At 62.5% G+C, this 25916-nt stretch carries 17 protein-coding genes and 1 tRNA gene; 6 read left to right on the forward strand and 12 right to left on the reverse strand.

What is annotated here, in order from left to right:
* Both betA and betB read left to right on the forward strand, forming a co-directional pair.
* On the forward strand, window positions 1-1653 hold the full coding sequence (betA, locus tag NKI22_RS12825) for a choline dehydrogenase (protein WP_352850219.1): 1653 nt from the start codon (window positions 1-3) through the stop codon (window positions 1651-1653).
* 57 nt (window positions 1654-1710) lie between these two features.
* Window positions 1711-3174: a betaine-aldehyde dehydrogenase gene (betB, locus tag NKI22_RS12830; protein WP_352850218.1), complete on the forward strand. Its 1464-nt coding sequence runs from the start codon at window positions 1711-1713 to the stop codon at window positions 3172-3174.
* Here the strand turns inward: betB and NKI22_RS12835 are convergent.
* Entirely contained in the window at window positions 3138-5408 is a 2271-nt protein-coding gene (locus NKI22_RS12835; RefSeq protein WP_023718436.1) for an AGE family epimerase/isomerase, read from the reverse strand. The genes betB and NKI22_RS12835 overlap by 37 nt on opposite strands.
* A 15-nt stretch (window positions 5409-5423) precedes the next feature.
* Entirely contained in the window at window positions 5424-6938 is a 1515-nt protein-coding gene (locus NKI22_RS12840) for a phosphomannomutase/phosphoglucomutase (protein WP_502897695.1), read from the reverse strand.
* Between the two features lie 205 nt (window positions 6939-7143).
* Here NKI22_RS12840 and NKI22_RS12845 point away from each other — a divergent pair.
* A tRNA-Pro gene (locus NKI22_RS12845) sits at window positions 7144-7220 on the forward strand.
* A gap of 70 nt (window positions 7221-7290) precedes the next feature.
* Here NKI22_RS12845 and NKI22_RS12850 read toward each other — a convergent pair.
* The 4 genes from NKI22_RS12850 to NKI22_RS12865 all read right to left on the reverse strand — a co-directional run bounded on the left by NKI22_RS12850 (window position 7291) and on the right by NKI22_RS12865 (window position 12705).
* Complete coding sequence (locus NKI22_RS12850; protein ID WP_023718438.1) at window positions 7291-8910, reverse strand: ABC transporter ATP-binding protein; 1620 nt, start codon at window positions 8908-8910, stop codon at window positions 7291-7293.
* Between the two features lies 1 nt (window position 8911).
* Window positions 8912-10030, reverse strand: coding sequence for an ABC transporter permease (locus NKI22_RS12855; protein ID WP_352958475.1), 1119 nt, complete (start codon window positions 10028-10030; stop codon window positions 8912-8914).
* Window positions 10023-10946, reverse strand: coding sequence for an ABC transporter permease subunit (locus tag NKI22_RS12860; RefSeq protein ID WP_023718440.1), 924 nt, complete (start codon window positions 10944-10946; stop codon window positions 10023-10025). Before NKI22_RS12860 ends, NKI22_RS12855 begins: the two co-directional genes overlap by 8 nt.
* Before the next feature lie 166 nt (window positions 10947-11112).
* Window positions 11113-12705, reverse strand: coding sequence for a peptide ABC transporter substrate-binding protein (locus NKI22_RS12865; RefSeq protein ID WP_352937497.1), 1593 nt, complete (start codon window positions 12703-12705; stop codon window positions 11113-11115).
* A 373-nt stretch (window positions 12706-13078) separates the two neighbouring features.
* Between NKI22_RS12865 and NKI22_RS12870 the strand changes: the two genes are divergently transcribed.
* The 3 genes from NKI22_RS12870 to NKI22_RS12880 are packed head-to-tail and all read left to right on the forward strand — an operon-like array spanning window position 13079 to window position 15337.
* On the forward strand, window positions 13079-13558 hold the full coding sequence (locus tag NKI22_RS12870; protein WP_084642568.1) for a TadE family protein: 480 nt from the start codon (window positions 13079-13081) through the stop codon (window positions 13556-13558).
* Between the two features lies 1 nt (window position 13559).
* Entirely contained in the window at window positions 13560-14051 is a 492-nt protein-coding gene (locus tag NKI22_RS12875; RefSeq protein ID WP_352958477.1) for a pilus assembly protein TadG-related protein, read from the forward strand.
* Window positions 14048-15337, forward strand: a complete 1290-nt coding sequence (locus tag NKI22_RS12880; RefSeq protein WP_352958479.1) for a Tad domain-containing protein — start codon at window positions 14048-14050, stop codon at window positions 15335-15337. The genes NKI22_RS12875 and NKI22_RS12880 overlap by 4 nt, the downstream gene beginning before the upstream one ends.
* A 13-nt stretch (window positions 15338-15350) precedes the next feature.
* Here the strand turns inward: NKI22_RS12880 and bglA are convergent, their stop codons facing one another.
* From bglA to glgB, 6 genes are all read right to left on the reverse strand, one after another.
* Window positions 15351-16979 (reverse strand): beta-galactosidase BglA, encoded by a 1629-nt coding sequence (gene bglA, locus NKI22_RS12885; protein WP_352937493.1) that lies wholly within the window; start codon window positions 16977-16979, stop codon window positions 15351-15353.
* Window positions 16969-18972: a glycogen debranching protein GlgX gene (glgX, locus tag NKI22_RS12890; protein WP_352937491.1), complete on the reverse strand. Its 2004-nt coding sequence runs from the start codon at window positions 18970-18972 to the stop codon at window positions 16969-16971. Before glgX ends, bglA begins: the two co-directional genes overlap by 11 nt.
* A gap of 253 nt (window positions 18973-19225) precedes the next feature.
* Window positions 19226-20854, reverse strand: coding sequence for an alpha-D-glucose phosphate-specific phosphoglucomutase (locus NKI22_RS12895; RefSeq protein WP_352937489.1), 1629 nt, complete (start codon window positions 20852-20854; stop codon window positions 19226-19228).
* Between the two features lie 3 nt (window positions 20855-20857).
* Complete coding sequence (gene glgA / locus NKI22_RS12900) at window positions 20858-22303, reverse strand: glycogen synthase GlgA (protein ID WP_352549172.1); 1446 nt, start codon at window positions 22301-22303, stop codon at window positions 20858-20860.
* A gap of 3 nt (window positions 22304-22306) precedes the next feature.
* On the reverse strand, window positions 22307-23572 hold the full coding sequence (gene glgC, locus NKI22_RS12905) for a glucose-1-phosphate adenylyltransferase (protein WP_352937487.1): 1266 nt from the start codon (window positions 23570-23572) through the stop codon (window positions 22307-22309).
* Between the two features lie 35 nt (window positions 23573-23607).
* Entirely contained in the window at window positions 23608-25821 is a 2214-nt protein-coding gene (glgB, locus tag NKI22_RS12910) for a 1,4-alpha-glucan branching protein GlgB (protein ID WP_352483653.1), read from the reverse strand.
* Between the last annotated feature and the right edge of the window lie 95 nt (window positions 25822-25916).

Here is a 25916-nt window from a genome sequence, read left to right on the forward strand (position 1 = left end):
ATGCTTGAAGCGGATTTCGTCATCATCGGCTCCGGCTCGGCCGGCTCGGCCATGGCCTACCGGCTGTCGGAGGACGGCAAGCATTCGGTGATCGTCATCGAATATGGCGGCAGCGATATCGGGCCGCTGATCCAGATGCCGTCGGCGCTGTCGATCCCGCTCAACATGAGCCTCTACGACTGGGGCTTTGCCAGCGAGCCGGAGCCGCATCTCGGCGGCCGCGTGCTGGCAACGCCTCGCGGCAAGGTCATCGGCGGCTCATCCTCGATCAACGGCATGGTCTATGTGCGCGGCCATGCCCGCGACTTCGACCATTGGGCCGAACAGGGCGCGGCCGGCTGGGGCTTCGCAGACGTGCTCCCGTACTTCAAGCGAATGGAGGACAGCAATGGCGGCGAGAATGGCTGGCGCGGCCATGGCGGCCCGCTGACTGTGCAGCGCGGCTCGCGGACCAATCCACTCTACGGCGCCTTTGTCGAGGCAGGCCGTCAGGCCGGTTTCGAGCTAACCGATGATTACAATGGCGCGAAGCAGGAAGGTTTTGGGCCGATGGAGCAGACCATTCGTGGCGGTCGCCGCTGGTCGGCGGCGAGCGCCTATCTCAGGCCGGCACTCAGGCGGAAAAATGTCAGCTTGGTCAAGGGGTTCGCCCGACGGGTAATCATCGAGAATCAACGCGCCACCGGAGTCGAGATCGAAGCGCGCAAGCGGATTCAGGTGATCAGAGCGCGGCGTGAGGTGATCGTTGCCGCGTCCTCGATCAACTCGCCCAAGATCCTGATGCTGTCCGGCATCGGCCCCGGCCATCACCTCAAAGAGAACGGCATTCCGGTGATTGTCGACCGGCCCGGCGTCGGCCGCAATCTGCAGGACCACATGGAACTCTACATCCAGCAGGAATCGACAAAGCCGATCACGCTGAACTCCATCTTGAACCCGTTCTCGAAGGCATTGATCGGCGCGCAGTGGCTGTTCTTCAAGTCCGGCCTCGGCGCCACCAATCATTTCGAGGCGGCCGCCTTTGTGCGCTCGCGCGCCGGCGTCGATTATCCCGATATCCAGTATCACTTCATACCGGCAGCAGTCCGCTATGACGGCAAGGCGGCGGCGAAGGCGCATGGCTTCCAGGCGCATGTCGGGCCGATGCGGTCGAAGTCGCGCGGTTCGGTCACGCTGCGCTCGCCCGATCCCAAATCGAAGCCGGTGATCCGCTTCAACTACATGTCGCATCCGGACGACTGGACGGAGTTCCGCCACTGCATCCGGCTGACCCGTGAGATCTTCGGGCAAGCGGCCTTCGATCCTTACCGCGGCAAGGAACTGTCGCCGGGTTCGCACGTACAATCGGACGACGAGCTCGACGCCTTCATCCGCGACCACGCCGAAAGCGCCTATCACCCTTGCGGCACCTGCAAGATGGGCCGTGCCGACGATGCGATGAGCGTCGTCGATCCGGAATGCCGCGTCATCGGCGTCGAAGGGCTGCGGGTCGCCGATTCCTCGATCTTCCCGCGCGTCACCAATGGCAATCTCAACGCGCCGTCGATCATGACTGGCGAGAAGGCCGCCGACCACGTTCTCGGGCGCTCGCCGCTGGCGCCGTCCAACCAGGAACCATGGATCAATCCGCGCTGGCAGGCGTCGGACAGATAGGCCATGATCCGGCGGACGCACATTCCGCCTGCCGCGAAAGACGATTGGAGAACAGTCATGCGCGCCCAGCCAACGGCATCGCATTATGTCAACGGCCGCTATATCGACGACGAGCGCGGCGCGCCGCTGCCGGTCATCTATCCGGCGACCGGCGAGACCATTGCCATGCTGCGCTCGGCGACGCCGAACGTGCTTGAACTCGCGATCGAAGCCGCGCGTGCGGCACAGCCGGCCTGGGCACGGCTGAAGCCGGTCGAGCGCGGCCGCATACTGCGCCGTGCCGCCGACATTTTGCGCGCCCGCAATGCCGATTTGGCGCGTATCGAGACGCTCGACACCGGCAAGCCAATCCAGGAGACGCTGGTTGCGGACGCCCCTTCGGCGGCGGATTGCCTCGAATATTTCGGCGGCACGGTCGCCGCCTTTAATGGCGAGGCCGTCGATCTCGGCGGTCCCTTTGCCTATACCAGGCGCGAGGCGCTCGGCGTCTGCGTCGGCATCGGCGCGTGGAACTACCCGATCCAGATCGCCGGCTGGAAATCCGCACCCGCCCTCGCCATGGGCAATGCGATGGTGTTCAAACCGTCGGAAAACACGCCGCTTTCAGCGCTGGCGCTCGCCGAAATCTACACCGAGGCCGGGCTGCCCGACGGGCTGTTCAATGTCGTGCAAGGTTTTGGCGATGTCGGCGCCGGCCTTGTCGGCCATGAGGTCGTCGCCAAAGTCTCGGTGACCGGCTCAGTGCCGACCGGCCGCAAGGTGCTGTCGCTCGCCGGCTCGAAGATGAAGCACGCGACGATGGAGCTCGGCGGCAAGTCGCCGCTGATCGTCTTCGAAGACGCCAACCTCGAAAACGCCATCGGCGGCGCGATGCTCGGCAATTTCTATTCGACCGGTCAGATCTGCTCCAACGGCACACGGGTCTTCGTGCAGCGCAGCATCCACGACCGTTTCGTCGAAAGGCTGACCGAGCGGACCAAGAAAATCCGCATCGGCGACCCGCTCGACCAGGACACGCAGATGGGGCCGCTGGTCTCGAAGGCGCAGCACGACAAGGTCGTCTCATACATCGAGGCCGGCAAGCAGGATGGTGCGGTGCTCGCCTGCGGCGGCAATGTGCCTTCGCTGCAGGGTTTTCAGGGCGGCTTCTTCGTCGAGCCGACGGTGTTCACCGGTGTCACCGACACGATGCGCATCGCCCGCGAGGAGATTTTCGGGCCTGTCATGAGCGTGCTGAAGTTCGACAGCGAGGACGAGGTGATCGAGCGCGCCAACGACACCGAATTCGGCCTCGCTGCAGGCGTGTTCACGCGCGACCTGGCGCGCGCCCACCGTGTCATCGCCGAATTGCAGGCCGGCACCTGCTGGATCAACGCCTACAATCTGACGCCGGTCGAAATCCCGTTCGGCGGCTTCAAGCAGTCTGGCATCGGCCGCGAGAATTCGCTCGCGGCATTGGCACTCTATTCGCAGCTAAAGTCGGTCTACGTCGAGACCGGTGATGTCGCCAGCCCGTACTGATCCTTGCGGGCCGTACCGTCCAGATACTGCGTCAGCGCACAGACCAGATGGTAGAAGATGCTGGCCGGCACCTCGCTTGCCAGCGAGCGGCCACGCTCGTCGATGCGGTCGATCCACAGGCCGAGCGGTGCCGGATTGATGTGCCAGCGGAACAGCCGGCCGACACGCGCCTCGATTTCCGGCTTCAGGTCGGGACCGCCCGAGCCGTCCAGCGCGATCGCTGCCTTGATTGCTTCGGCCTGCGGCCAACTGCGCGAGACGCGGTCGAGCGGCAGCCCTTGCCGCGAGACGGCGCCGTAGGCGAGGCCTGTGGCGCGGTTCAGGCCATTGGCAATCGCCGACGCGTAGAGTTTCCTGGCGAGGCCGGTCAAGCCGCTTTGGCCGCTGCGGCCCGCGAAGTCGACCAGCAGCGAGGCCCATTCGAAATGATGGCCCGGTTCGGTCCACGTGCCTTTCTCGCCAGGGGCTGGCCGCCATTCATTGTCGAAATACTCACCCAGCGTCCAGCTTTCCGGGTCGAAGAAATGGCTGCGGAACAGATCGACGATGCGCGCGGCGCGGCGAAGATAGGCGCGCTCGCCGGTCGCCTGATGCCAGGCCAAAAACGCCTCGAGCAGATGCATGTGCGGGTTGGAGCGGCGTTCGCCCTCGCCGCTCGAGGTCTCGCGGAAGCCGGTCAGGCGTTCGTCCTCGAGATGCGCGTCGATGAACGCAAAGGTCTCCTCGCCAAGCCGCAATGCATCCGGATTGCCGCACATATGGGCATGCGCCAGCGCCAGAAGCACGCAGGAATGGTCATAGGCATCCTCGGCGGCATCGGCGACGGTGCCGTCGACGTTGAGCGTGCGCACCCAGCCGCCATTATCGGTGCGGCCGTTCCTGGCCATGAATTCGAGGCCGTGGCTAATCAGCCGATCGGCCGGGCCGTTCCAGCCGCGCGCCTTGGCGACGGCGAAGGCATAGATCTGCCTGGCCTGCGTGCGCATGCGCTTGGGTTTCATCAGCGGGGTGGCGTCGAAACCGAGCGCCTCATGGAACCCGCCATGGCGCTCATCGACGCCGATCGTCGACCACAGCGGCACCGTCTCCTCGAACAGCCAATGGTGTACGCGGCGTTGCCAGGCGCCGCTTTCGATGACGCGATCGTCGGCGGGCGTGAACCTGGTCTCCAGGCGGCCGCTCTTTTCGAGCTGCTCGACGATCTTCTTGACGTTCTGGCTGTGGCTGACCGGCGCGACGAAAGTGGCGTCGGCGGTCGAGACGATGGCGACGTCCTTCAGGCCAATGGCCGACAGCAGGCGGCCGTCGCTGCGGATATAGGAGTTCTCGCAATCGATGGCGACGACGTCGCCGACAATGACGTTGCCCTGCTTGTCGGACGGCCCGACATCGAGCAGCGATTGCCAGGAACCGAGATCGTTCCAGCGAAAGCCGGCCGGCACCATGGCGATGCCGCTGGCGCGCTCCATGATCGCATAGTCGATCGATGTCGAAGGGATGGCGGCATAGAGCTCCAGAGGCATGTAGAGGCCGGAAAGATCCGATGTCGCAGCCTGGTAGGCAGCCTCTGTGGCGCTCCAGATGTCTGGCTGGAAAGCCATGAACGCGTCGCGCATGGCACTGGCGCGAAACAGGAAGATGCCGGTGTTCCAGTAGAAATTGCCGGCCTCAAGATAGCTCTGCGCGGTGGCGAGATCGGGTTTTTCGACGAAACGCGAGACATCGCAGATGCCATCGCGCTCGCCGGCCACCTCGATGTAGCCATACCCGGTCTCCGGTTGGGTGGGCTTGATGCCGAACACCACCAGCCTGCCTTCGCGCGCCGCCGCCGTGCCGGCCTCGACGCTCCGCCAGAATTGCTGCGCGGTCGCGATCTCATGGTCGGACGGCACCACCAGCACCAGGCTGTCGCCGAATTCGGACAAAGTGCGCAGGCTTGCCAAAGCGACGGCCGCGGCAGTGTTGCGTCCGGTCGGCTCGAACAGCGGGCCGCCGCCGGAAAGCTCGTGGCCGGCAATGTCGGCATGAACGCGGTCGGCGTGCCTTTCCGAGGCAATCAGGAAAACCGGCGTTTCGCCTTCCGGCCGCGCAGTCAGCCGGCGTAGCGTCTTGGCCAGCATCGAGCCGTCGCCGGAGAAATCATGGAACTGCTTGGGATTGTCCTCGCGCGACAGCGGCCACAGCCGCGAGCCGATGCCGCCGCTCATCACAAAACTGACGATCCGTTCGGTCATGAAAATAAGTCCCGCTCAAAAGGTCTGATTGTAGGCGCCGACTTCCGGGCTGCGGCGCAGCACCGCGTCGACGGCTTCGAACATCTGGCGACGCCGCTCGGACGATACCGGGCTTTCGACCACCACCACAAGCTCCGGCTTGTTCGATGATGCCCGCACCAGCCCCCAAGTACCATCCTCCGCCACGACCCTGACGCCGTTGACGGTGATCAGCTCGGCGATCTTCTGGCCGGCGAAGACTGCGCCCTCGTCCTTCATCTTGCGAACATCGCCTACGACCCGCTCGACGACGCCGTATTTGAGCTCGTCGGCGCAGTGTGGCGACATGGTCGGCGTGCCGAACGTCAGCGGCAGATCGCGGTAGAGGTCGGCCATGCTGCTTTGCGGGCTGCGATCCAGCATCTGGCATATAGCAATGGCCGTGACCAGGCCATCGTCATAACCGCGGCCAATCGGCGGATTGAAGAAGAAGTGGCCCGATTTCTCAAAACCGGCGACAGCGCCGAGTTCGGCGACGCGCCGTTTGATGTAGGAATGACCGGTTTTCCAATAGTCGGTGACCGCGCCATTTTCCCGCAACACCTTGTCGGTCATGAACAATCCGGTCGACTTGACGTCGACGACGAAAGTCGAGCCGGGATAGAGGTGTGAGATGTCGCGCGCAAGCATGACGCCGACCTTGTCGGCGAAGATCTCGTTGCCTTCATTGTCGACCACGCCGCAGCGGTCGCCGTCGCCGTCGAAGCCGAGCCCAACATCGGCGCCAGTTTCCAGCACCTTGTCGCGAATGGCGTGCAGCATCTTCATGTCTTCGGGGTTGGGATTGTAATTCGGAAACGTATGATCGAGCGCGACGTCGAGCGGAATCACCTCGCAGCCGATCCTTTTCAGTGCCTCGGGAGCGAAAGCCCCGGCGGTGCCGTTGCCGCAGGCGGCCACCACCTTGAGCTTCCTCGAGATACGCTTTCCCGCTGTCAGATCGTCGAGGTAGGTTTTGCGGAAATCCGCAACGAAGTCATAGGAGCCGCCACCGACAACGTCGAAATCGCCTGAGAGCACGATCGCCTTCAGCGCGCTCATCTCCTCCGTACCAAAAGTCAGCGGGCGCGCCGCGCCCATCTTGACGCCGGTCCAGCCATTCTCGTTATGCGAGGCGGTGACCATGGCGACGGACGGCGTGTCGAGCGCGAATTGGGCGAAATAGGCCATCGGCGACAAGGCCAGCCCGACATCCTTGACCCGCGCGCCGGCGGCCATCAGCCCGGAAACCAGCGCCAGCTTGATGGCAAGCGAATAAGAGCGGAAATCGTGACCGGTGACGATGTCGGGTCCGGCACCCAGACGGCGGATCAGCGTGCCGAGCCCCATGCCGAGCGCCTGGACGCCGATCAGATTGAGCTCCGGCGGCTCGTTCGAACCGGGATGGCCAAACCACCAGCGCGCATCATATTCGCGAAACCCGGATGGCTTGATCAACGCCGAGGTTTCGAACTCAAAAGTGTTTGGTTTGACATCGCTAACGATCTTCATCGACAAGGCTGCAACTCCAGGCGGCTGAATCAGATGCTTCGAGGCAAGTGGACGGTTACCTAGAAGCCCCTTTAAGCCGTGTTTGTGCGACAGGAAACTGAAACCTGTATGACGTAGCGGCTAAAGCGAAAGAAATGCGACGGAAGCGCTGCCATTGGCGCTTGCAGTAACCAAATGCGGCGGCTATAAGCCCGCGGTCTGGTCACGGAGTGTAGCGCAGCCTGGTAGCGCACATCGTTCGGGACGATGGGGTCGCAGGTTCAAATCCTGCCACTCCGACCAGAAAAAACAGCGGCTTAGCTGTTCTTGTTCCCGAAACAACCACCTTCCGCCGCAGTTCTGACCAATCGCGCTATGCGCTCAGGCGAAATCGCGTCACATCGATGGCCGCGGCCATCAGTGTCTGCGTATAGGTTGCCTGCGGATTGCTGAAGATCGCCTCGGACGGCCCCTCCTCGACGATCTTGCCCTGCTTCATGACGATGATGTAGTCGGCCATGGCGCGCACGACCGCGAGATCGTGGCTGATGAACAGATAGGACAGTTCGTGGTCGGCCTGCAGCTTGCGCAGCAATTCGACGATCTGCTTCTGCACGGAGCGGTCCAGCGCCGAGGTCGGCTCGTCCAGCACCACCACTTTCGGCTTCAGTATCATGGCGCGCGCAATGGCGATGCGCTGCCGCTGACCACCGGAGAATTCGTGCGGATAGCGGTTGCGCGTGTTCGGGTCGAGCCCGACTTCGAGCAAGGCATCGACGGCGCGGAGATCGCGCTGCCTGCCCGACAGATTGGGCTCGTGGACCAGGAGCCCTTCGGTGATGATCTGGCCGACGGTCATGCGCGGCGACAGCGAGCCGAACGGGTCCTGGAAGACCAGCTGCAATTCGCGCCGCAGCGGCCGCATCGCCTGGCGGTCGGCGTGGGAGATGTCGCGGTCGCCAAGCCGGATGATGCCGTCGCTGGGCAGGAGCCGCAGCAAGGCGCGGCCGAGCGTCGACTTTCCCGAACCGGATTCGCCGACGATGCCGATGGTCTGGTTGCGCTTCAGCCGGATCGAAATGCTATCGACAGCGCGCAATATCAGCGGTTCTCCACCAAGAAAGCCGCCGCCGATCTTGAAGGTCACTTCGACGTTCCTGCCTTCGAGCAGGACGGGGGCATTCGGAGGCGGCGGGGCCTTGGTGCCGGTCGGCTCGGCGGCAAGCAACATCTTGGTGTAGGCGTGCTGCGGGTTGACGAAGATTGCTTCCGCCTCGCCCTCCTCGACGACCTCGCCATAGCGCATCACATAGACCCGGTCGGCAAAGCGCCTGACGATTCCGAGATCGTGGGTGATGAAGACGATCGCCATGCCGAGCTTGCGCTGCAGTTCGGCGAGCAGCATGAGGATCTGCGCCTGGATGGTCACGTCGAGCGCCGTCGTCGGCTCGTCGGCGATCAATATGTCGGGGTCATTGGCCAGCGCCATGGCAATCATGACGCGCTGGCGCTGACCGCCCGACATCTCGTGCGGATAGGATTTCATCCGCCGCTCCGGATCTGGAATATGGACCAGCCGCAGCAGCTTGAGCGCCTCTTCGCGCGCCTCGGCGGCGCCAAGCCCGCGATGCTTGCGGATCGGTTCGATCAACTGGCTACCGATCGAATAGAGCGGGTCGAGCGAAGTCATCGGCTCCTGGAAGATCATGCTGATCTTGCGGCCGCGGATCTTGTTGAGCTCGGGCTTGCTCAGGGTCAAAAGATTGCGGCCGCGGTAGTCGACGCTCCCGGTGGCTTCGCCGTTCGAGGCCAGCAGGCTCATCGCCGCCATCATCGTCTGGCTCTTGCCGGAGCCGGATTCGCCGACGACGGCTACCGTCTCGCCTGATTTAACATGGATATTGATGCCCTTCACCGCCTCCACCACGCCGTCGAGCGTGCGGAAGCGGACGCGAAGATCCTTGACGCTGAGAATGGTTTCGGAAGCAGCCATCTCAACGATCCCTCGGGTCGAGCGCGTCGCGCAGCCCATCGCCGACGAAATTCAGCGCGAACAATGTCGAGACGAGAAAGAAGGCCGGGAACAAAAGCAGCCAGTTGGCCGAGCCGATATTCTGGGCGCCGACCGAAATCAGCACGCCCCAGCTGGTCATCGGCTCCTGGACGCCGAGCCCGAGGAACGACAAAAAACTCTCCAGGATGATGACCTGCGGCACCAGCAGCGTCATGTAGATCACCACCGGCCCGAGCAAATTGGGGATCACATGGCGCAGCAGAATGCCGCGCTGCCCGACGCCCATCGCCTCCGCCGCCTGGACATATTCCTGCCGGCGGATCGATAGCGCCTGTCCGCGCACGATGCGCGCCATGTCGAGCCACAGCACGGCGCCGACGGCCAGGAACATCAGCACGAAGTTCCTGCCGAAGAACACCACCAGCATGATGACGAAGAAGATGAACGGCAAAGAATAAAGCACGTCGACGATACGCATCATCACCTCGTCGACCCTGCCGCCGGCAAAGCCGGCGGTGGCGCCATAGAGCACGCCGATCACCACCGCCACAATGCCGGCAAGCAGGCCGATGGCCAGCGATATGCGCCCGGCCATCAGCGTTCGCGACAGGAGATCGCGGCCGGTATTGTCGGTGCCGAACAGGAAATATTGCTGCTTGATCGATGCACTCATCACCATTTCGAGACCGTCCGGCGATTTGCTCTCGATCTTTGTGTCATCGAAGGTATCGGAACGATCAAGGTAGCGAATGTTGCGGTCGTCGATCGGCTTGGACGATCTGACGGTAACGAACACACGGCTGCCCTCCTGCCGCCACTCCTTGATGTCGACGCGCATACGCCTGATCGCCTCGTCGAGAGCGCCTTCGATCATGTCGGCCTTTGGATAGGCGGAGAAGCTCGGCGGCGTGCGGACATAGTCGCCATAGATGGTGGTGTATTGGTGCGGCACGAAAGAGGGTCCAAACACGCTGATGACGGCGATGAAGGCAACATAATAGAGGCTGAACATGGCCGCGCGGTTGGCCTTGAGGCGCGCCCACGCATCCCCCCACAGGGATCGGCCGACGACCGGTGCTGCAACTGCGATATCAGTCATAGCGCACCCTCGGATCAACGACACCATAGAGGACGTCGACGATCAGGTTGAAGACAATGGTGAAGAGCGCGATGACCACCACCGTCCCCATCACCAGTGTGTAGTCGCGATTGAGTGCGGCAACGACAAAATGGCGGCCGATGCCCGGGATAGAGAAGATGGTCTCGACGATGATCGAGCCGGTGAGAAGGGCTGCGGCCGCCGGACCGGTGAAGGAGACGATCGGCAGGATGGCGCCGCGCAGCGCATGCTTGACGACGACCGACCAGTTCGACAACCCAAGCGCGCGGGCGGTGCGGATGTGATGCGAGTGCAGCGATTCGATCATCGAGCCGCGCATCAATCGAGCGACGATGGCGATCTGCGGCAGAGCGAGCGTCAGCACCGGGCCGACCTTATTGATGACGGCTCCATCGCCCCAGCCGCCGATCGGCAGCAGCTTCCAGGTCAATCCGAATACAAGCTGGATCACCGGAGCGATGACGAAGGTCGGAATGGTGCTGCCGGCGGTCGCCAACGCGATCACCGAATAGTCGGCAAGCTTGTTCTGGTTGAGCGCGGCAACAGTGCCGAGCACGCTGCCGAGAAGCAGCGCCAGAACGAGCGCCGAAGCGCCGAGTTGGATCGAGATAGGCAGGCCTTCCCTGAACAACTCGCCGACGGTGAAATCCGGCATGTTGTAGCTGGGGCCGAAATTGCCGCGCAGAAGATTGCCTAAATAATGGAGGTACTGCAGCCAGAGCGGGTCGTTGAGCCCGAACTGGGCTTCGAGATTGGCCCTGATCTCGGGGCTCAGGCCCCGCTCCTGGTTGAACGGGCCGCCCGGCGCGACGCGTATCAGGAAGAACGCTATGGTCACGATGACGAACAGCGTCGGGATGGCGGTCAGCAGCCGCCGAAATACGTAACGCAGCATCGGTGCCCCGCTTGATCCAGAGCAGCGCGCGTCCAACTGGACGATTGCGCTCTAGCCTTCAAATCTTCGCACCGACATTGTCGAAAATCGAATCCGGTTCCCGGGCCGATGCGATGGCAAACCAGCGCCGCCGCGCATCGAGTTGCGCGGCGGCCTGGCTAAGGGATCAGTCCTTGCTGATGAAGCGGGACGGATGGATGTCCATCACATTGTCGTCGAAGCCGTGCAGCTTCGAGGAAACGATGTCGTGGTAGCTGTAGTAGAGAAGCGGGATGTTACCGACATCGTCGACGAGGATGCGCTCGGCCTTGGCGAGTTCCTTCATGCGCTCTTCGGGCTTGCCGCCGGCGGCGGCGGCCTTGTCCATGGCCTCTTCGTATTTCGGGCTGACGTAGCTCGAATAGTTGTTGCCGCTGGCCTTGCGGGTGATGCCAAGGAAGGTTTCCGGATCCTTGTAGTCGGCGATCCACGCGGCACGCGCCACATCATAGTCGCCCTTCTGCTCAAGGAAGGAGTAGTGGGTCTTGGTATCGGTGTTGAGCAGCGTGACCTCGACGCCAAGCGGCTTCAGCTGTTCCTGGATGGCGACAGCGGTGTTCTTGTGGTTTTCCGAGGTGTTGTAGCGGATCTGCATCTTCAACGGATGCTCGGGCGTATAGCCGAGCTTCTCCAGGATTTTCTTGGCTTCATCCTCGCGGTCGATCTGCGGCATGTCAGCGTATTTGGCCAGTGCCGGCGTGTAGCCCTCGATGCCCGGAGGCACCATCGAATAGCCGGGCAGCATCGAATTCTGCCAGACTTTTTCGGCGAGAAAGTCGCGATCGATCGCCATCGAGATGGCGTTGCGCAGTTCGACATTGTCCCACGGCGCCTTGTCGGTCTTGATCGCATAATAGTAGGTGCCGAGATATGGCCCGACACGGACCTGGTCGCCGAATTTGGACTTGAGATCGGCGAGCTGTTCCGTCGGCAGGTCACCGTAACTGTCGAATTCGCCGGCCTCGAAGCGCTTCATCGCAGACGAGCGATCCTCGGTCGGGATGTAGTTGACCACGTCTAACTTGACGCTGGCGGCGTCCCAGAATTTCGGATTCTTCACCAGCTTGAGATGGTCGTTGGGAATCCACTCCGCCGCTGTAAAGGCCCCGTTGGAGACCAGCTTGCCTGCCTTGATCCAGTCGGCGCCAAGCTTTTCGATGGACGCCTTGTTAACCGGAAAGGTCGCCTGATGGGTCAGCATCTCCAGGAAGTAAGGCGTTGGCGCCTCGAGGGTGACTTCGAGGGTATTTGCGTCAATCGCCTTGACGCCCATATCCTCCGGCTTGCCCTTCTTGGTGTTGACTTCCTCGGCACCCTTCACCGGATAGAGCATGGAAGCGTATTCGGCAGCGGTGGCCGGATCTTCCAGCCGACGGAACGAATAAACGAAGTCGTCCGCCGTCACCGGGCTGCCATCCGACCAGAGGCCGTCCTTGCGCAGCTTGAAGGTGTAGACAGTGCCGTCGTCGGACACCGTCCAGCTTTCGGCTGCGCCCGGAATGAGGTTCGTCTTCTGGTCATGCATGACGAGGCCCTGGAACAGGTCGCGTATGATATCGGCTTCGTAGACCGTCGAGGTCTTGTGCGGATCGAGCGTCTCCGCTTCGGCGGCGGCTCCGCGGTTGTAGACGGTTTCGGCGAAAGCCGGCGTGTAGAACGTACCGGCGGCCAAGACCATGGTCGTGGCGAGTACCGTCGCCTTCAGCACACGTTTCAGCATGGAGTTCTCCCTAATGACGTCGCCCTTCGGCTACGTCTCTAAGTGTTGACGCCCCGAAACCGATTGGCTGGTTCCTTTCGAGCGCGCAGCCGGTTCCCTTTCCGGCAGCTGGTGGCCAAACAGTAACGTGGAGATTTTTTATTTCAACAGACTCTCGGGGTCACCCAAAGTAAGGGGGCCGGGGCAGCCGCTTTGCGAACCGCCAATCAATGATCGAAACCATGAGTTTGGCTGGGTTTCCTGGCCAGAACGCCGATAATCTGGCTGATCATTTCAGTTTACCGGAATGTATTAATTGGTTCTTAGGCAACCAAGGGTTACAAATCCCGATGGGTTCGGCACATCGACCTTTATGGTCCAACGGGCAAGGGCAATGAACAAGATAGACAGTAATACTGTCACATTAAAGCGTAAAATATTGCGCCCAATAAGGGCAAATCTACGCAAAATTGGAGAAGAATCCGGAACTTCCGCGGTCGAATTCGCCCTGCTTTCCCCGATCTTTATCCTGCTCGTACTCGGAATGGTTGCATATGGTATCTATTTTGGTGCAAGCAACTCGTTGCAGCAAATCGCCGCCGATGCCGCCCGTACTGCAATTGCCGGATTGAACCAAACCGAGCGCCAGGCGCTAGTGGCAGGTTTCGTCAAAAACAACGCCAGTGGATACCCGTTCGTCGATTCCGGCAAGCTGACCTATCAGGCGACGGACAGTACGGCCGACGGAAATCAGTTCGTCGTGTCGATTCAATATGATGCCAGCAACCTGCCGATCTGGAACTTGTTGCCCAGCCTTGCGATGCCCCAAACCACGATCTCACGCAGGTCGACCATCAGGATTGGAGGCATTTGAAATGTCGCAGTTCTTGCTGAGCAGCATCGGCCGGATCGGGCGCGCGATGCTAGGCGACGAGAAGGCGAACTTTGCCGTCATGACGGCGCTGATAGCACCGTTCGCGCTGGGGCTGGCGGCCTTCGCTGTCGACGAAGGTTCGATCTACACGGAGCGCAGGGAAGCCCAGGCGATGACCGATCTGGCGGCGATCACCGCGGCGTCGAACATCAACAATATGGAAGCCGCGGCGGTAACCACGCTCAGTGACAACCGAATGCCCGGCATCATTGTTCAAAAGCCGGGTGAGACAATCGTTCCCACGGTTGGGAAAACCGTCGTGTCCGTCACCGGCGGCCGATACTCAGCGGCGTCCTCGGTCGGGGTCGACAAGCGCGCGGTAAAATGCCTTACAACGCCGTTCGCGTCACTCTACACAAAATCCCCGCCCGGTATTTCGCCAGTTCGCTCATCCCTACTCCGGTTGTCGGCACCGAAGCCATTGCCAGCATGACGCCGCAAGCGATGTTCTCGGTCGGATCCAGGCTTCTCAGCGTCAACGGCGGCATCCTCAACGCGCTTCTCAGTAAGCTGCTGGGCGGAAACATCTCGCTCAGCGTCATGGACTACAACGCGCTGATTTCGGCCGACGTCAACGTGCTTTCGTTCGTCGATGCCCTTGCGGTGCAGTTGCAACTGACCGGCGTCAGCTATTCCGAAGTGCTGGCCTCGAAAGCGACGGTAGGCCAGATCGCGACCGCCATGGCCAATGCTTCGGGGACGGGCAGCGCCAGCAAACTTGTCCTACAGACAATCGCGTCGAGGGCTACCAACACGGCCAAGATACCGCTCAATCATCTTGTCGACCTTGGTTCGATCGGCAAGCTCGGCCTCGGACAAAAGTCTCCAGGCTTTTCCGTCGACGCAAGCGCGATGGGCATGCTGGGTGCCGCCGCCTCGCTGGCCAATGGCTCAAACCAGGTCCAGGTCGATCTCGGCGCCACTATTCCGGGACTTACCTCCACCACGCTCGCCGTCGCCATCGGTGAACCGATGCAATATTCACCCTGGCTGGCCGTCGGGGAAAAAGGCACCGTGGTGCGCACTGCGCAGACACGAATCAAGCTGGTCACCACAGTCGGCATCGGCAATTCCAATCTCGGCGGCGGCATCAGTCTGCTGTCCGTCAACCTGCCTCTGCATGTCGAAGTCGCCTATGCGGAAGCCAAACTAACCGACATCAGCTGCCCGACGGGCCGGCCGGATAGCATCAAGGTCTCGATCGCCGCGCAGCCTGGCGTGGCCTCGCTGCACCTTGCCGCCAGCGACGCCGACAACAACCCATCGGCCTTCGCCGATTTCAGCAATCCGCAATCGTTCTCCGATGCCACGATTGCACAGGTAAGCGTGAAGCTCCTGCTGCTCACCCTCAATCTGCTCGATGTGAAGGGTTCTTCAGCACTTGCGATCACCAACAACGATCCGACCACATTGACGTTCGACAGCACCGATATCGCCAACAAGACGATAAAGACGGTTTCGACGAAGAACCTGACGCAATCGCTCACCACGTCACTGGTCAGCGGGCTGTCGCTCTCGGTCAATGCGCTGGGCCTCGGGCTGGACGTGACGGCTCTGCTCGGAACGGTGAAGCCGGCGGTGGTAACGGTTCTGAACGGCGTGACGGCGCCTGTCGACGCACTGGTTTATAACGTTCTTGCAGCGCTTGGCGTGCATGTCGGCGAGGCCGATGTCCGGGTTGTCGGCGCGACTTGCGGGCGCTCCGTACTCGTTCAATGAGATCAAATAGAGATCAGCCGATCCGGCCGAGAAAGCAGCCGAGCGGCGGCAGGGATAGAGCTCCTTCCTGCAAGACGCCGGTAGTACTGCCAAGATCTATCGGCTCTATCACATCCAGATCCGGCGGCGATTGCCAGCCGGCCGGCTCATCGGCAAAATTGAAGACGCAGAGCAGCTTTTCGTCACCGCCTTCGCGAATGAAGGCAAGGACGTCGCCCTCAGCATCGAGAAACCGGATCGAGCCTCGAACCAGCGCCGGATGCTGCTTGCGCAAGGCCAGCATCGCCCGGTAGCTCGCCAGGACGGAGGTTTGCTCGCCGTCCTGGACATCGACCGCGCGGGCGCGATGGTTTGCCGGGACCGGAAGCCACGGCTTGCCGGTTGAAAAGCCGGCATTATCGGCGCCAGCCTCCCAGACCATCGGCGTGCGGCACCCATCCCGCCCCTTGATCTCCGGCCAGAAGCGGATGCCGAAAGGATCGCGCAAATCCTCGAACGCCAGCTCGGCCTCCTCCAGCCCGAGCTCCTCGCCCTGATAGAGGCAGATCGACCCGCGCAGGCAAGAAAGCAGCACGATTGAGAATTTCGCCACCCTGTCCGGATCGCCGCCCGGCCTTGTCCAGCGGCTGACATGGCGCACGACATCGTGGTTGGAGAATGCCCAGCAAACCCAGCCGTCGAACACCGTACTCTCGAAGGCCTCGACACAACCGCGCACATGCGCCGCGGAGAATTGCGGGCCAAGCAGGTCGAACGTGTAGGACATTTGGAGCTTGTCGCCGCCGCCCGTGTAGGCGGCAAGCGTCTGCAACGAACGGCTTTCGTCACCAATCTCGCCGACCGCGGCGCGGCCTTCGTACTCGTCAAGCAACGCCCGGAAGCGCCTGAGAAAAGCAAGGTTTTCCGGCTGCGTCTTGTCGAACAGATGCTCCTGGTAAAAATAGGGGCTGGTTGCCGTATTGGTGCCGGCGACGCTTTCCGCCAAAGGCGGGTTGCTGCGGAGCCAGCGGTCGTGGACGTAATAGTTGACCGTATCCAGCCGGAAACCGTCGACGCCACGCTCGAGCCAGAACCGCACCGTTTCCAGCAAGGCGTCCTGCACCTGCGGATTGTGGAAATTCAGGTCCGGCTGCGAGGCGAGGAAATTATGCAGGTAATATTGCCTGCGCGTTGCGTCCCATTCCCAGGCGGGGCCGCCGAAAAGCGACAGCCAGTTGTTGGGCGCGGTGCCGTCGGGCTTCGCATCGGCCCAGACGTACCAGTCGGCCTTGGCGTTATCGCGGCTCGTTCGGCTTTCGACGAACCATTCGTGCCGATCCGACGAATGTGACAAGACCTGGTCGATGATCACTTTCAGGCCGAGCCGGTGCGCCTCTGCAATCAGCGCGTCGAAATCCTCTGATGTGCCGAACATCGGATCGACGGCGCAGTAATCCGATACGTCGTAGCCCATGTCGGCCATTGGCGACTTGAAGAAAGGCGACAGCCAAACGGCGTCGACACCGAGCGATGCGACATGGGCCAGCCTCGAGGTGATGCCGAGGAGATCGCCGCTACCGTCGCCTGTCGTGTCCTGGAAGGAGCGCGGGTAGATCTGGTAGATGACGCAGCCGCGCCACCATTGGGCATTGTCAGCCATCATGGCTCTCCCCTGCGCCCGCCTGCGCGGCCCTGCTTTCGATCATGAATATGACCGTTCGCCCCAAAACCGGCCGTGAGATATCGCCACTATCCGTTTCGATGGCTGGGCACCAATGAAAACCCGCCCGTTCCGGCAGCGTGAACATGCAGGCCCGACGGTCACCATTGATGATCACGGCAAGGCGACCGTCCTCATCGCCGAGAACCATGACCAGCCGATGCCGCCTAGGATCGTGCCAGGCTGCTTCGTCGAGCGGCACGCCGGTTTCGCTCAGCCAGACGACGTCAGCTATTTCCGAGCCGGCCGCAGGCTCGCCGGTGAGAAAGCTTGCGTCCAAAAGCGCCGGCGCGGCACGACGCATCTTGGCGAGCAGAGCCGTGTACCGCTCCAGCGCCCGGTCGCGCCCGGCCCAGTCGAGCCAGGTGATGTCATTGTCCTGCGCGTAGGCGTTGTTGTTGCCGCGCTGCGTGCGGCCGAATTCGTCGCCGGCCGTCAGCATGATCGTGCCGCGCGAGGCAAAGAGCGTCGCCAGCAGTGCGCGTTGGTCATCGAAACGGGCCGTAACGATTGACTGGTCGTCGGTCTGGCCCTCGACGCCATTGTTCCAGGACAGGTTGTCGTCGTGGCCGTCGCGGTTCTGTTCGCCATTGGCCTCGTTGTGCTTGTGTTCATAGGCAACGATGTCGGCCAGTGTCATCCCGTCATGTGCGGCGATGAAATTGATGCTGCGGACCGTTGCCTGGCCTGGTTTGGCAAAGACATCGGACGACCCCGCAAGCCGCGTCGCCAGCGCACCGATCATGCCGCCGTCGCCGCGCCAGAAGCGGCGGATATCATCACGGTATTTGTCGTTCCATTCGAGGAAGGGCGGCGGAAAATTGCCGAGCTGATAGCCATCCGGTCCGATGTCCCAGGGCTCAGCGACCAGCACCCGGTCGGCAAGAACTGGGTCGTTGCGAATGGCGTTCAGCAGCGGCGCATCGGCGTCGAAAACGCCGTCGACGCGGCCAAGGATCGGCGCCAGGTCAAAGCGGAACCCGTCGACACCGGCGTGCTGGACAAAGTGGCGAAGCGTGTCGAGGACCATTTCCCGGACGACCGGATGATCGCAGGCAACCATATTGCCGGTTCCGGTGTCATTGACCAGCCTGCCGTCGGCCTCGTGCCGGTAGTAGGCGCGGTTGTCGAGCCCGCGCAGCGACAATGTCGGGCCGAGCCGGTCGCTTTCGCCGGTGTGGTTGAACACCAGGTCGAGAATGGTACCGATGCCGGCCTCGCGCAGCGCGGCGACCGTTTCGCGCAGCTCAGCCAGACCGCCGGGCGCCAGTCGCGGATCCAGCGCCATGAAGGTCACGGGATTGTAGCCCCAGGCGTTGCCCAGCCCGAGCGGCGGCAAATGCCGTTCGTCGATCGATGCAGTCACCGGCATCAACTCCACGGCTGCAACGCCGAGTTTTTGCAGATGCTCGACAACAAGAGGATGAGCGAGGGCTGCAATGGTGCCGCGTTGCTTCTCGGGAATGTCGGGATGCAGCTTTGTGAAGGCGCGCACCTGCACCTCGTAGATGAGGCCGCCGGGCCGAAACAGCGGCGGCAAGGCGGGCAAGGGTTCCGGCAAGGCGCCGGCAATGGCCTTCGGCATCAGCGACGCCGTGTCGCCCCCCTCGCCCTGGCGTGCGGCGAGCCGGCCGTCATAGGCATAGGGTCTGTCGATCTCGACGGCATAGGGATCGGCCAGCAGCTTGTCGGGATCGAACCAGAGCCCCTGTTCCGGCGCGTAGTCGCCATCGGCGCGGAACCCGTATCGGGTGCCGGCGGCGAGACCGGCAACAAAAAGCGTATGCACGCCGTCGCCCTCGGGCTGCAGTTCAAGCCGGTCGATCTCGCGCCTTCCTCGCTCGTCGAAAATCGAGACCCAGATGCGCCGAGCCGACGAGGACCATACGGCGAAGCGAATGCCTTCTTTGGTGATGGTTGCGCCGAGTTGGCTCACGCGCGCTCACAGCAGCAGGTCGTAGACAGTTTGAGGCGTTGCCAGGTTAGCTCCCCCTTCTCCCCTTGTGGGAGAAGGGGGAGCCGAAGGCGACGGATGAGGGGTGCTCCAGCTTGGCGCGGACGGCATTTCTTCCAACACCCCTCATCCGTCTCGGCGCTTCGCGCCGATCCACCGCCCGGGGGCGAGCCACGGGTCTCGCCCCGTCCTTCGGACCCTACAAGGGGAGAAGGAAAGGCGCGCCGCTCCAAGCTCACGTAATCACGCTCGGCTTGGCGCGGCCGGTATGGCTGCGAATCCCGGCAATGTCGTCGGCCGCCGCAATCAGATCGGCAAGCGCCTCCTGGGTGTCGAGATCGTGGCGGCTCTTGTCTGGCTCGTAGCGCTCGACATAAAGGCGCAGCGTCGCGCCCGAGGTGCCGGTGCCGGACAGGCGGAAGACGACGCGCGAGCCGCCTTCGAACAATACTCTTATGCCCTGGTTCTTGCTGACCGAGCCGTCGACCGGATCGTGATAGGCGAAATCGTCGGCGCTGGCGATTGTCATGCCGCGCACGCTGGTGCCCGGCAGCGAGCCAAGTTTGCCGCGCAGTTCGTCGACAAGCGCGTTGGCGCGATCGGTCTCGACCTCCTCGTAATCGTGGCGCGAATAGTAGTTGCGCCCATAGGCCGCCCAATGCTCGGTGACGATCTGCCTGGCGCTTTCGCCGCGCGCGGCAAGGATGTTGAGCCACAAAAGCACGGCCCACAGGCCGTCCTTTTCGCGGACATGATTGGAGCCGGTCCCCGCACTCTCCTCGCCGCAGATCGTCGCCATGCCGGCATCGAGCAGATTGCCGAAAAACTTCCAGCCGGTTGGCGTTTCATAGATGCCGATGCCGAGCTTTTCGGCGACCCGGTCGGCAGCACCGCTGGTCGGCATCGAACGGGCGATGCCTTTCAGCCCGGCCTTGTAACCCGGAGCCAGATGGGCATTGGCGGCGAGCATCGCCACCGAATCCGACGGGGTGATGAAAATGCCCTTGCCGATGATCAGGTTGCGGTCGCCGTCGCCGTCGGAGGCCGCGCCAAAGTCGGGCGCATCCGGCCCCATCATCTCGTCGTAGAGGTGTTTTGCATGCACCAGATTGGGATCGGGATGGTGGCCGCCGAAATCCGGCAGCGGGATAAAATTACGAGCGGTGCCGTTCGGCGCGCCTAGCCGGTTTTCGAGGATCTCCTTGGCATAGGGGCCGGTCACCGCATGCATGGCGTCGAAGCGCATGCGGAAGCCTGATTTGAACAACGCCCGCAAGGCATTGAAATCGAACAGGCTTTCCATCAGTTCGGCATAGTCGGCGACCGGATCGATGATCTCGACGGTCATGTCTCCTGCCTCGACCGTGCCGATCGTGTCGATGTCGACCGGTCGGATATCGGCGATCTTGAAGCTCGAAATCACCTTGGTTTTTTCGAAGATCGCGTCGGTCAGCTTTTCCGGCGCCGGGCCGCCATTGCCGGCATTGTACTTGATGCCGAAATCCTCATGCGGGCCACCCGGATTGTGGCTGGCGGACAGGATGATGCCGCCGAAGGTCTTGTATTTGCGGATGACATGCGAAGCGGCCGGCGTGGATAAGATACCGCCCTGCCCGACCATCACCTTGCCGAAGCCGTTTGCCGCGGCCATGGCGATGGCCTTCTGGATGACCTCGCGGTTATAAAAGCGGCCGTCGCCGCCGATCACCAGGGTCTTGCCTTCGAACCCGTCCAGCGCGTCGAAGATCGACTGGATGAAGTTCTCGGCATAGTGCTCCTGCTGGAACACCGGGACCTTTTTACGCAGCCCGGAGGTGCCGGGCTTCTGGTCGGGATAGGGTTTGGTGGCGACAGTGCGGATCATCAGTCAGGCAGCCCTTTTCGAAAGCAACAAGCGATAGAGTTGGACATATTTTTCGGCGCTTTTGTCCCACGACACGTCGGCCTTCATGCCTTGCCGCTGCATCGACGCCCACACCGCGGGATTGGCATGCGCTTCGACAAGGCGGCGGATGGCGTGCAGCAGGGCGCCAGCAATGGGGGGCGCAAACTGGAAGCCGGTCGCCACGCCGGCAGAGATGGCGGCTTCGTTGGCATCGATAACCGTGTCGGCGAGGCCGCCGGTACGCGCGACGACCGGCACGCAGCCATAGCGCAGGCCGTAAAGCTGCGTCAGCCCGCAAGGTTCGAAGCGCGACGGGATAATGATGGCGTCGCAGCCGCCCTGCATGGTGTGGGAGAGCCCCTCGTCATAGCCGACGACGACGCCAATGCGACCACGATGGCGGGCTGCGGCGGCAAGCAACGCGCCTTCGAGCCCGGCGTCGCCAGACCCAAGGATTGCCAGCCGTGCACCTGCCGCGACGATACCGTCGACGGCGGCCGCCAATATGTCCATGCCCTTTTGCCAGGTCAGCCGGCTGACAACGCAGACGATCGGGCTGTCATCGCGATCGAGGCTGAAACGGTCCTCGACCGCGGCCTTGTTGGGCATTCGCGCCTTAAGCGTCTTTGCCGTGTAGTTGGAGACCAGATGCGTGTCGGTTTCCGGGTTCCAGATCTCGGTATCGATGCCGTTGACGATGCCATGGAGATCGACGGAGCGCATGTTGATCAGGCCGTCGAGGCCCATGCCGAATTCGGGCAAGCGGATTTCCTGCGCATAGGTCGGGCTGACCGTGGTGATCGCCCAGGCGGCCTGCAGGCCGGCCTTGAGGAAGCCGACGCCGCCATAATATTCGACGCCGTCGAGCGCCATCGCCGCCGCCGGCAGGCCAAGCTCGCCAAAGATGCCGGCGCCGAACTGGCCCTGGAAGGCGAGGTTATGGACGGTGATCATCGACGGCGTGCCGACCGCCTTGCCGTAGCGCATATAGGCGAGTGTCATTGCCGACTGCCAGTCATGGGCATGGACGATATCGGGCAGGTAGCCGGAGATGGCGCCGGCAGCAATATCACCGCCGACCTGGCTCAAGGCCGCGAACCGCCGCCAATTGTCCGGCCAGTCGGCGCCGGCCGCGTTGCCGTACGGGCCGCCGGGACGGTCGAAAAGATGCGGCGCGTCGAGCACAAACAGGTCGAGCCCGGCGATCTGGACGGCATGCACCGAAGCCTTCCCACCCTGCAGCAATGGATATTGCTGAACCGCCTTCTTTTTCCTGAAGGCGCCCATCACCTGAGGATAGCCGGGGACGAGCGTGCGCATGTTGACGCCGTTGCCGGCCAATGCCACGGGCAAGGCGCCAGTCACGTCGGCGAGCCCTCCGGTTTTGACCAGCGGAAAGATCTCGGGCGCCACCGACAGAACCTGCATGCACTACGATCCCAGCCTGTTGACCATGTCCTGCGTGACCAGGCAGATGCCTTTTTCCGAAACGCGGAAACGCTTGGCGTCGAGGACAGGATCCTCGCCGACCACCAGCCCCTCCGGGATCCTGACGCCGTGATCGATGACCACGCGCTTCAGCCTGGCGTTGCGGCCGACATGGACGTCGGGCAGCATGACGACCTCCTCCAGCGTCGAATAGGAATTGATGCGCGCCCCGGTGAAGATCAGGCTTCGCTTCAGCGAAGCGCCCGAAACGATGCAATCGCCCGACACGAGAGACGACACGGCCGACCCGCGGCGGCCATCTTCGTCATGCACGAACTTTGCCGGCGGCTTCAACTCGGCGTAGGTCCAGATCGGCCAGTCGCGGTCGTAGAGGTCGAGTTCCGGCGTGATGTCGGTCAGGTCGATATTGGCTTCCCAATAGGCGTCGACCGTGCCGACGTCGCGCCAATAGGCTTCGTTCTCGGCGGTCGAGCGCACGCATGATTTGGCGAAGCGATGCGCGATCGCCTTTCCGTGTTCGACGATGTAGGGGATGATGTCCTTGCCGAAGTCGCGGCTGGAGCCGGGCTCCGCCGCATCGCGACGCAATTGCTCCATCAGGAACTTGGTCTTGAACACATAGATGCCCATCGAGGCCAGCGCAAAATCCGGCTTGTCGGGAATGCCCGGCGGATCGGCGGGCTTTTCGATGAAGGAGATGATGGTGTCCTTGGTGTCGACATGCATGACGCCGAAGCCGGTGGCTTCCACGCGCGGCACTTCGAGGCAGCCGACGGTGACATCGGCGCCGGCCTCTACATGCTGGCGCAGCATCAATTCGTAATCCATCTTGTAGACGTGGTCGCCGGCCAGGATGACCATGTATTCCGGCCCATAGGCCTCGATGATGTCGATGTTCTGGTACACGGCGTCGGCGGTGCCCTCATACCACTGTGTTTCCGACACACGCTGGCTGGCCGGCAAGATGTCGAAACTCTCGTTGCGCTCGGGCCGCAGGAAGTTCCAGCCGCGCTGCAGGTGGCGGATCAGCGAATGCGCCTTGTACTGGGTGGCGACGCCGAGGCGGCGGATACCGGAATTGAGCGCATTGGACAGCGCGAAATCGATGATGCGGGTCTTGCCGCCGAAATAGACCGCCGGCTTGGCGCGGCGGTCGGTCAGTTCCTTGAGCCGGCTGCCACGGCCGCCGGCCAGCACATAAGCCATGGCGTCGCGTGCCAGCGGCTGTGTTCGTTTTGTTTCAGCCATTCCTATCCTCCCAGGTTAGATGCTCCAGACATAGCTCAGTCCGGGACGAATTCGAGCATGATCGTCGACAGCGGCGGCAAAAGCATCGTCGCCGAAATGCCTCCTCCTTCCGCCCGAGCCTCGACGAGGCCGCTGTTGCCCTTGCCGGAACCGCCATAGTCCGTGGCGTCGGTGTTGATGATCTCGCGCCATTTTCCGGTCTGCGGCAACGGCACGCGGTAATTGTCGCGCGGCACCGGCGTGAAGTTGGAAATGACGGCGACCGGGTTGCCGCCCGGCGCGCTGCGCAGCCAAGCGAACACCGAATTCGCGCTGTCATCGACGATCAGCCAGGAAAAGCCCTCCGGCTCGCAGTCGCGGGCATGCAGCGCCGGGCGCGAGCGGTAGAGATAGTTGAGATCGCGCACCGTCTGCCAGACACCACGGTGGAGCCGGAAATCGAGCAGGTTCCAGTCGAGCGCGCGCGCCTCGCTCCACTCGCGGCGTTGCGCGAACTCCTGGCCCATGAACAACAGCTTCTTGCCGGGATAGCCCCACATGAAGGCGTAATAGGCGCGCAGCGTCGCGAATTTCTGCCAGTCGTCGCCGGCCATCTTGTTAAGCAGCGTTCCCTTGCCGTGCACCACCTCGTCATGGGACAGCGGCAGCACGAAGTTCTCGCTGAAGGCGTAGACCAGGCCGAAGGTGATGTCGTTGTGGTGATGCTTGCGGAAGATCGGCTCCTTGGAGAAATACTCCAGAGTGTCGTGCATGAAGCCCATGTTCCACTTGAAACCGAAGCCCAGTCCGCCCTCGTGCACCGGCTGCGAGACTTTCGGCCACGAGGTCGATTCCTCGGCGATGGTCATCACACCCGGATGGTGGCCGTAGACCTCCTTGTTCATCCGTTGCAGGAAGCTGACCGCTTCCAGGTTCTCGCGCCCGCCCCTCTCGTTGGGAATCCATTCACCAGCCTTGCGCGAATAATCGAGATAAAGCATCGAGGCGACCGCATCGACGCGCAGACCGTCGACGTGATATTTCTCTGCCCAGAACAGCGCATTGTTGACAAGGAACGAGACCACCTCGCGACGACCAAAATTGTAGATCGCGGTGTTCCAGTCGGGATGGAAGCCCTTGCGCGGATCGGCATGTTCGTAGAGTGCGGTGCCGTCGAACTTTGCCAGACCGTGTTCGTCAACCGGGAAATGCGCCGGCACCCAGTCGAGGATGACGCCGATGCCGGCGCGGTGGGCACCGTCGACGAAGCGGGCAAAACCGTCCGGATCGCCAAAGCGGGCGCTCGGCGCATAGAGACCGGTCGTCTGGTAGCCCCAGGACGGGTCATAGGGGTGTTCGGAGATCGGCATGAATTCGATATGGGTGAAACCCGTCTCGACCACATAGGGGATCAGCCGGTCGGCGAGCTCGTCCCATGACAGGAAGCTGCCGTCGTCGTGAAGCCGCCATGAGCCGGCATGGACCTCGTAGATCGATACGGCTTCGCGCCTGTGGTCGGCATTGCGCCAGTAGTTCCGGTGCGCCTCGTCGCCCCATTCATGCACCGGCGGCAGCGCCGTCACCGAGGCGGTAGCCGGGCGCAGTTCGGATTTGAAGGCGAACGGATCTGCCTTGAGCGGCAATCTCACGCCATCCGGCCCGATGATCTCGTATTTATAAGGGCGGCCGGCGCCGATGTCGGGAATGAACAGCTCCCAGATACCGGTATCGCGGCGGTCGCGCATGGTGTGCCTGCGGCCGTCCCACTCGTTGAAGTCGCCGACCACCGAGACACGCCTTGCATTGGGCGCCCACACCGCAAAATGTACGCCCGATGCACCCTCATGGTCGATGAGATGAGCGCCGAGCTTGTCGAACAGCCTGAGATGCGATCCTTCGGCGATGTAATAATCGTCCAGCGGGCCGAGCACGGGGCCGAAGGAATATGGATCGGTCAGCCACCAGTCGCCGCCGGCGTTCCTGGCGTGATAGCGCAGCGGCTGGCGTTTGCGCAGCGACAGTTTGCCCTCGAAGAAGCCGCGATCGTCGCGTCTCGACAGCTCGCCGGCCTTCTTGCCGGTCAGCGTATAGGCGGTGACGGACTCGGCATGAGGGACGAAGCAGCGGCCGACAAAGCCCTTCCCCGCCTCATGCACGCCAAGCACGGAGAACGGGTCGCCATGCGTGCCGGCGACAATCGCCGCGACATCGCCGGCTGGCGCCAGTCCGTCCGGCCCGCTTGTCGCAACGGTCGCGCGCGGCTTGCTCATCAGGCAGTGTCCCTCCTCGGGCACCAAGTGCGTGTTTCTAGTGAAGTTTTGAATTCGACAGTCGCAGGCCGCCTGACCTTCCAAGGGATGCGAAG

Source organism: Mesorhizobium sp. M0778 (assembly GCF_040320105.1).
Lineage (GTDB): Bacteria > Pseudomonadota > Alphaproteobacteria > Rhizobiales > Rhizobiaceae > Mesorhizobium.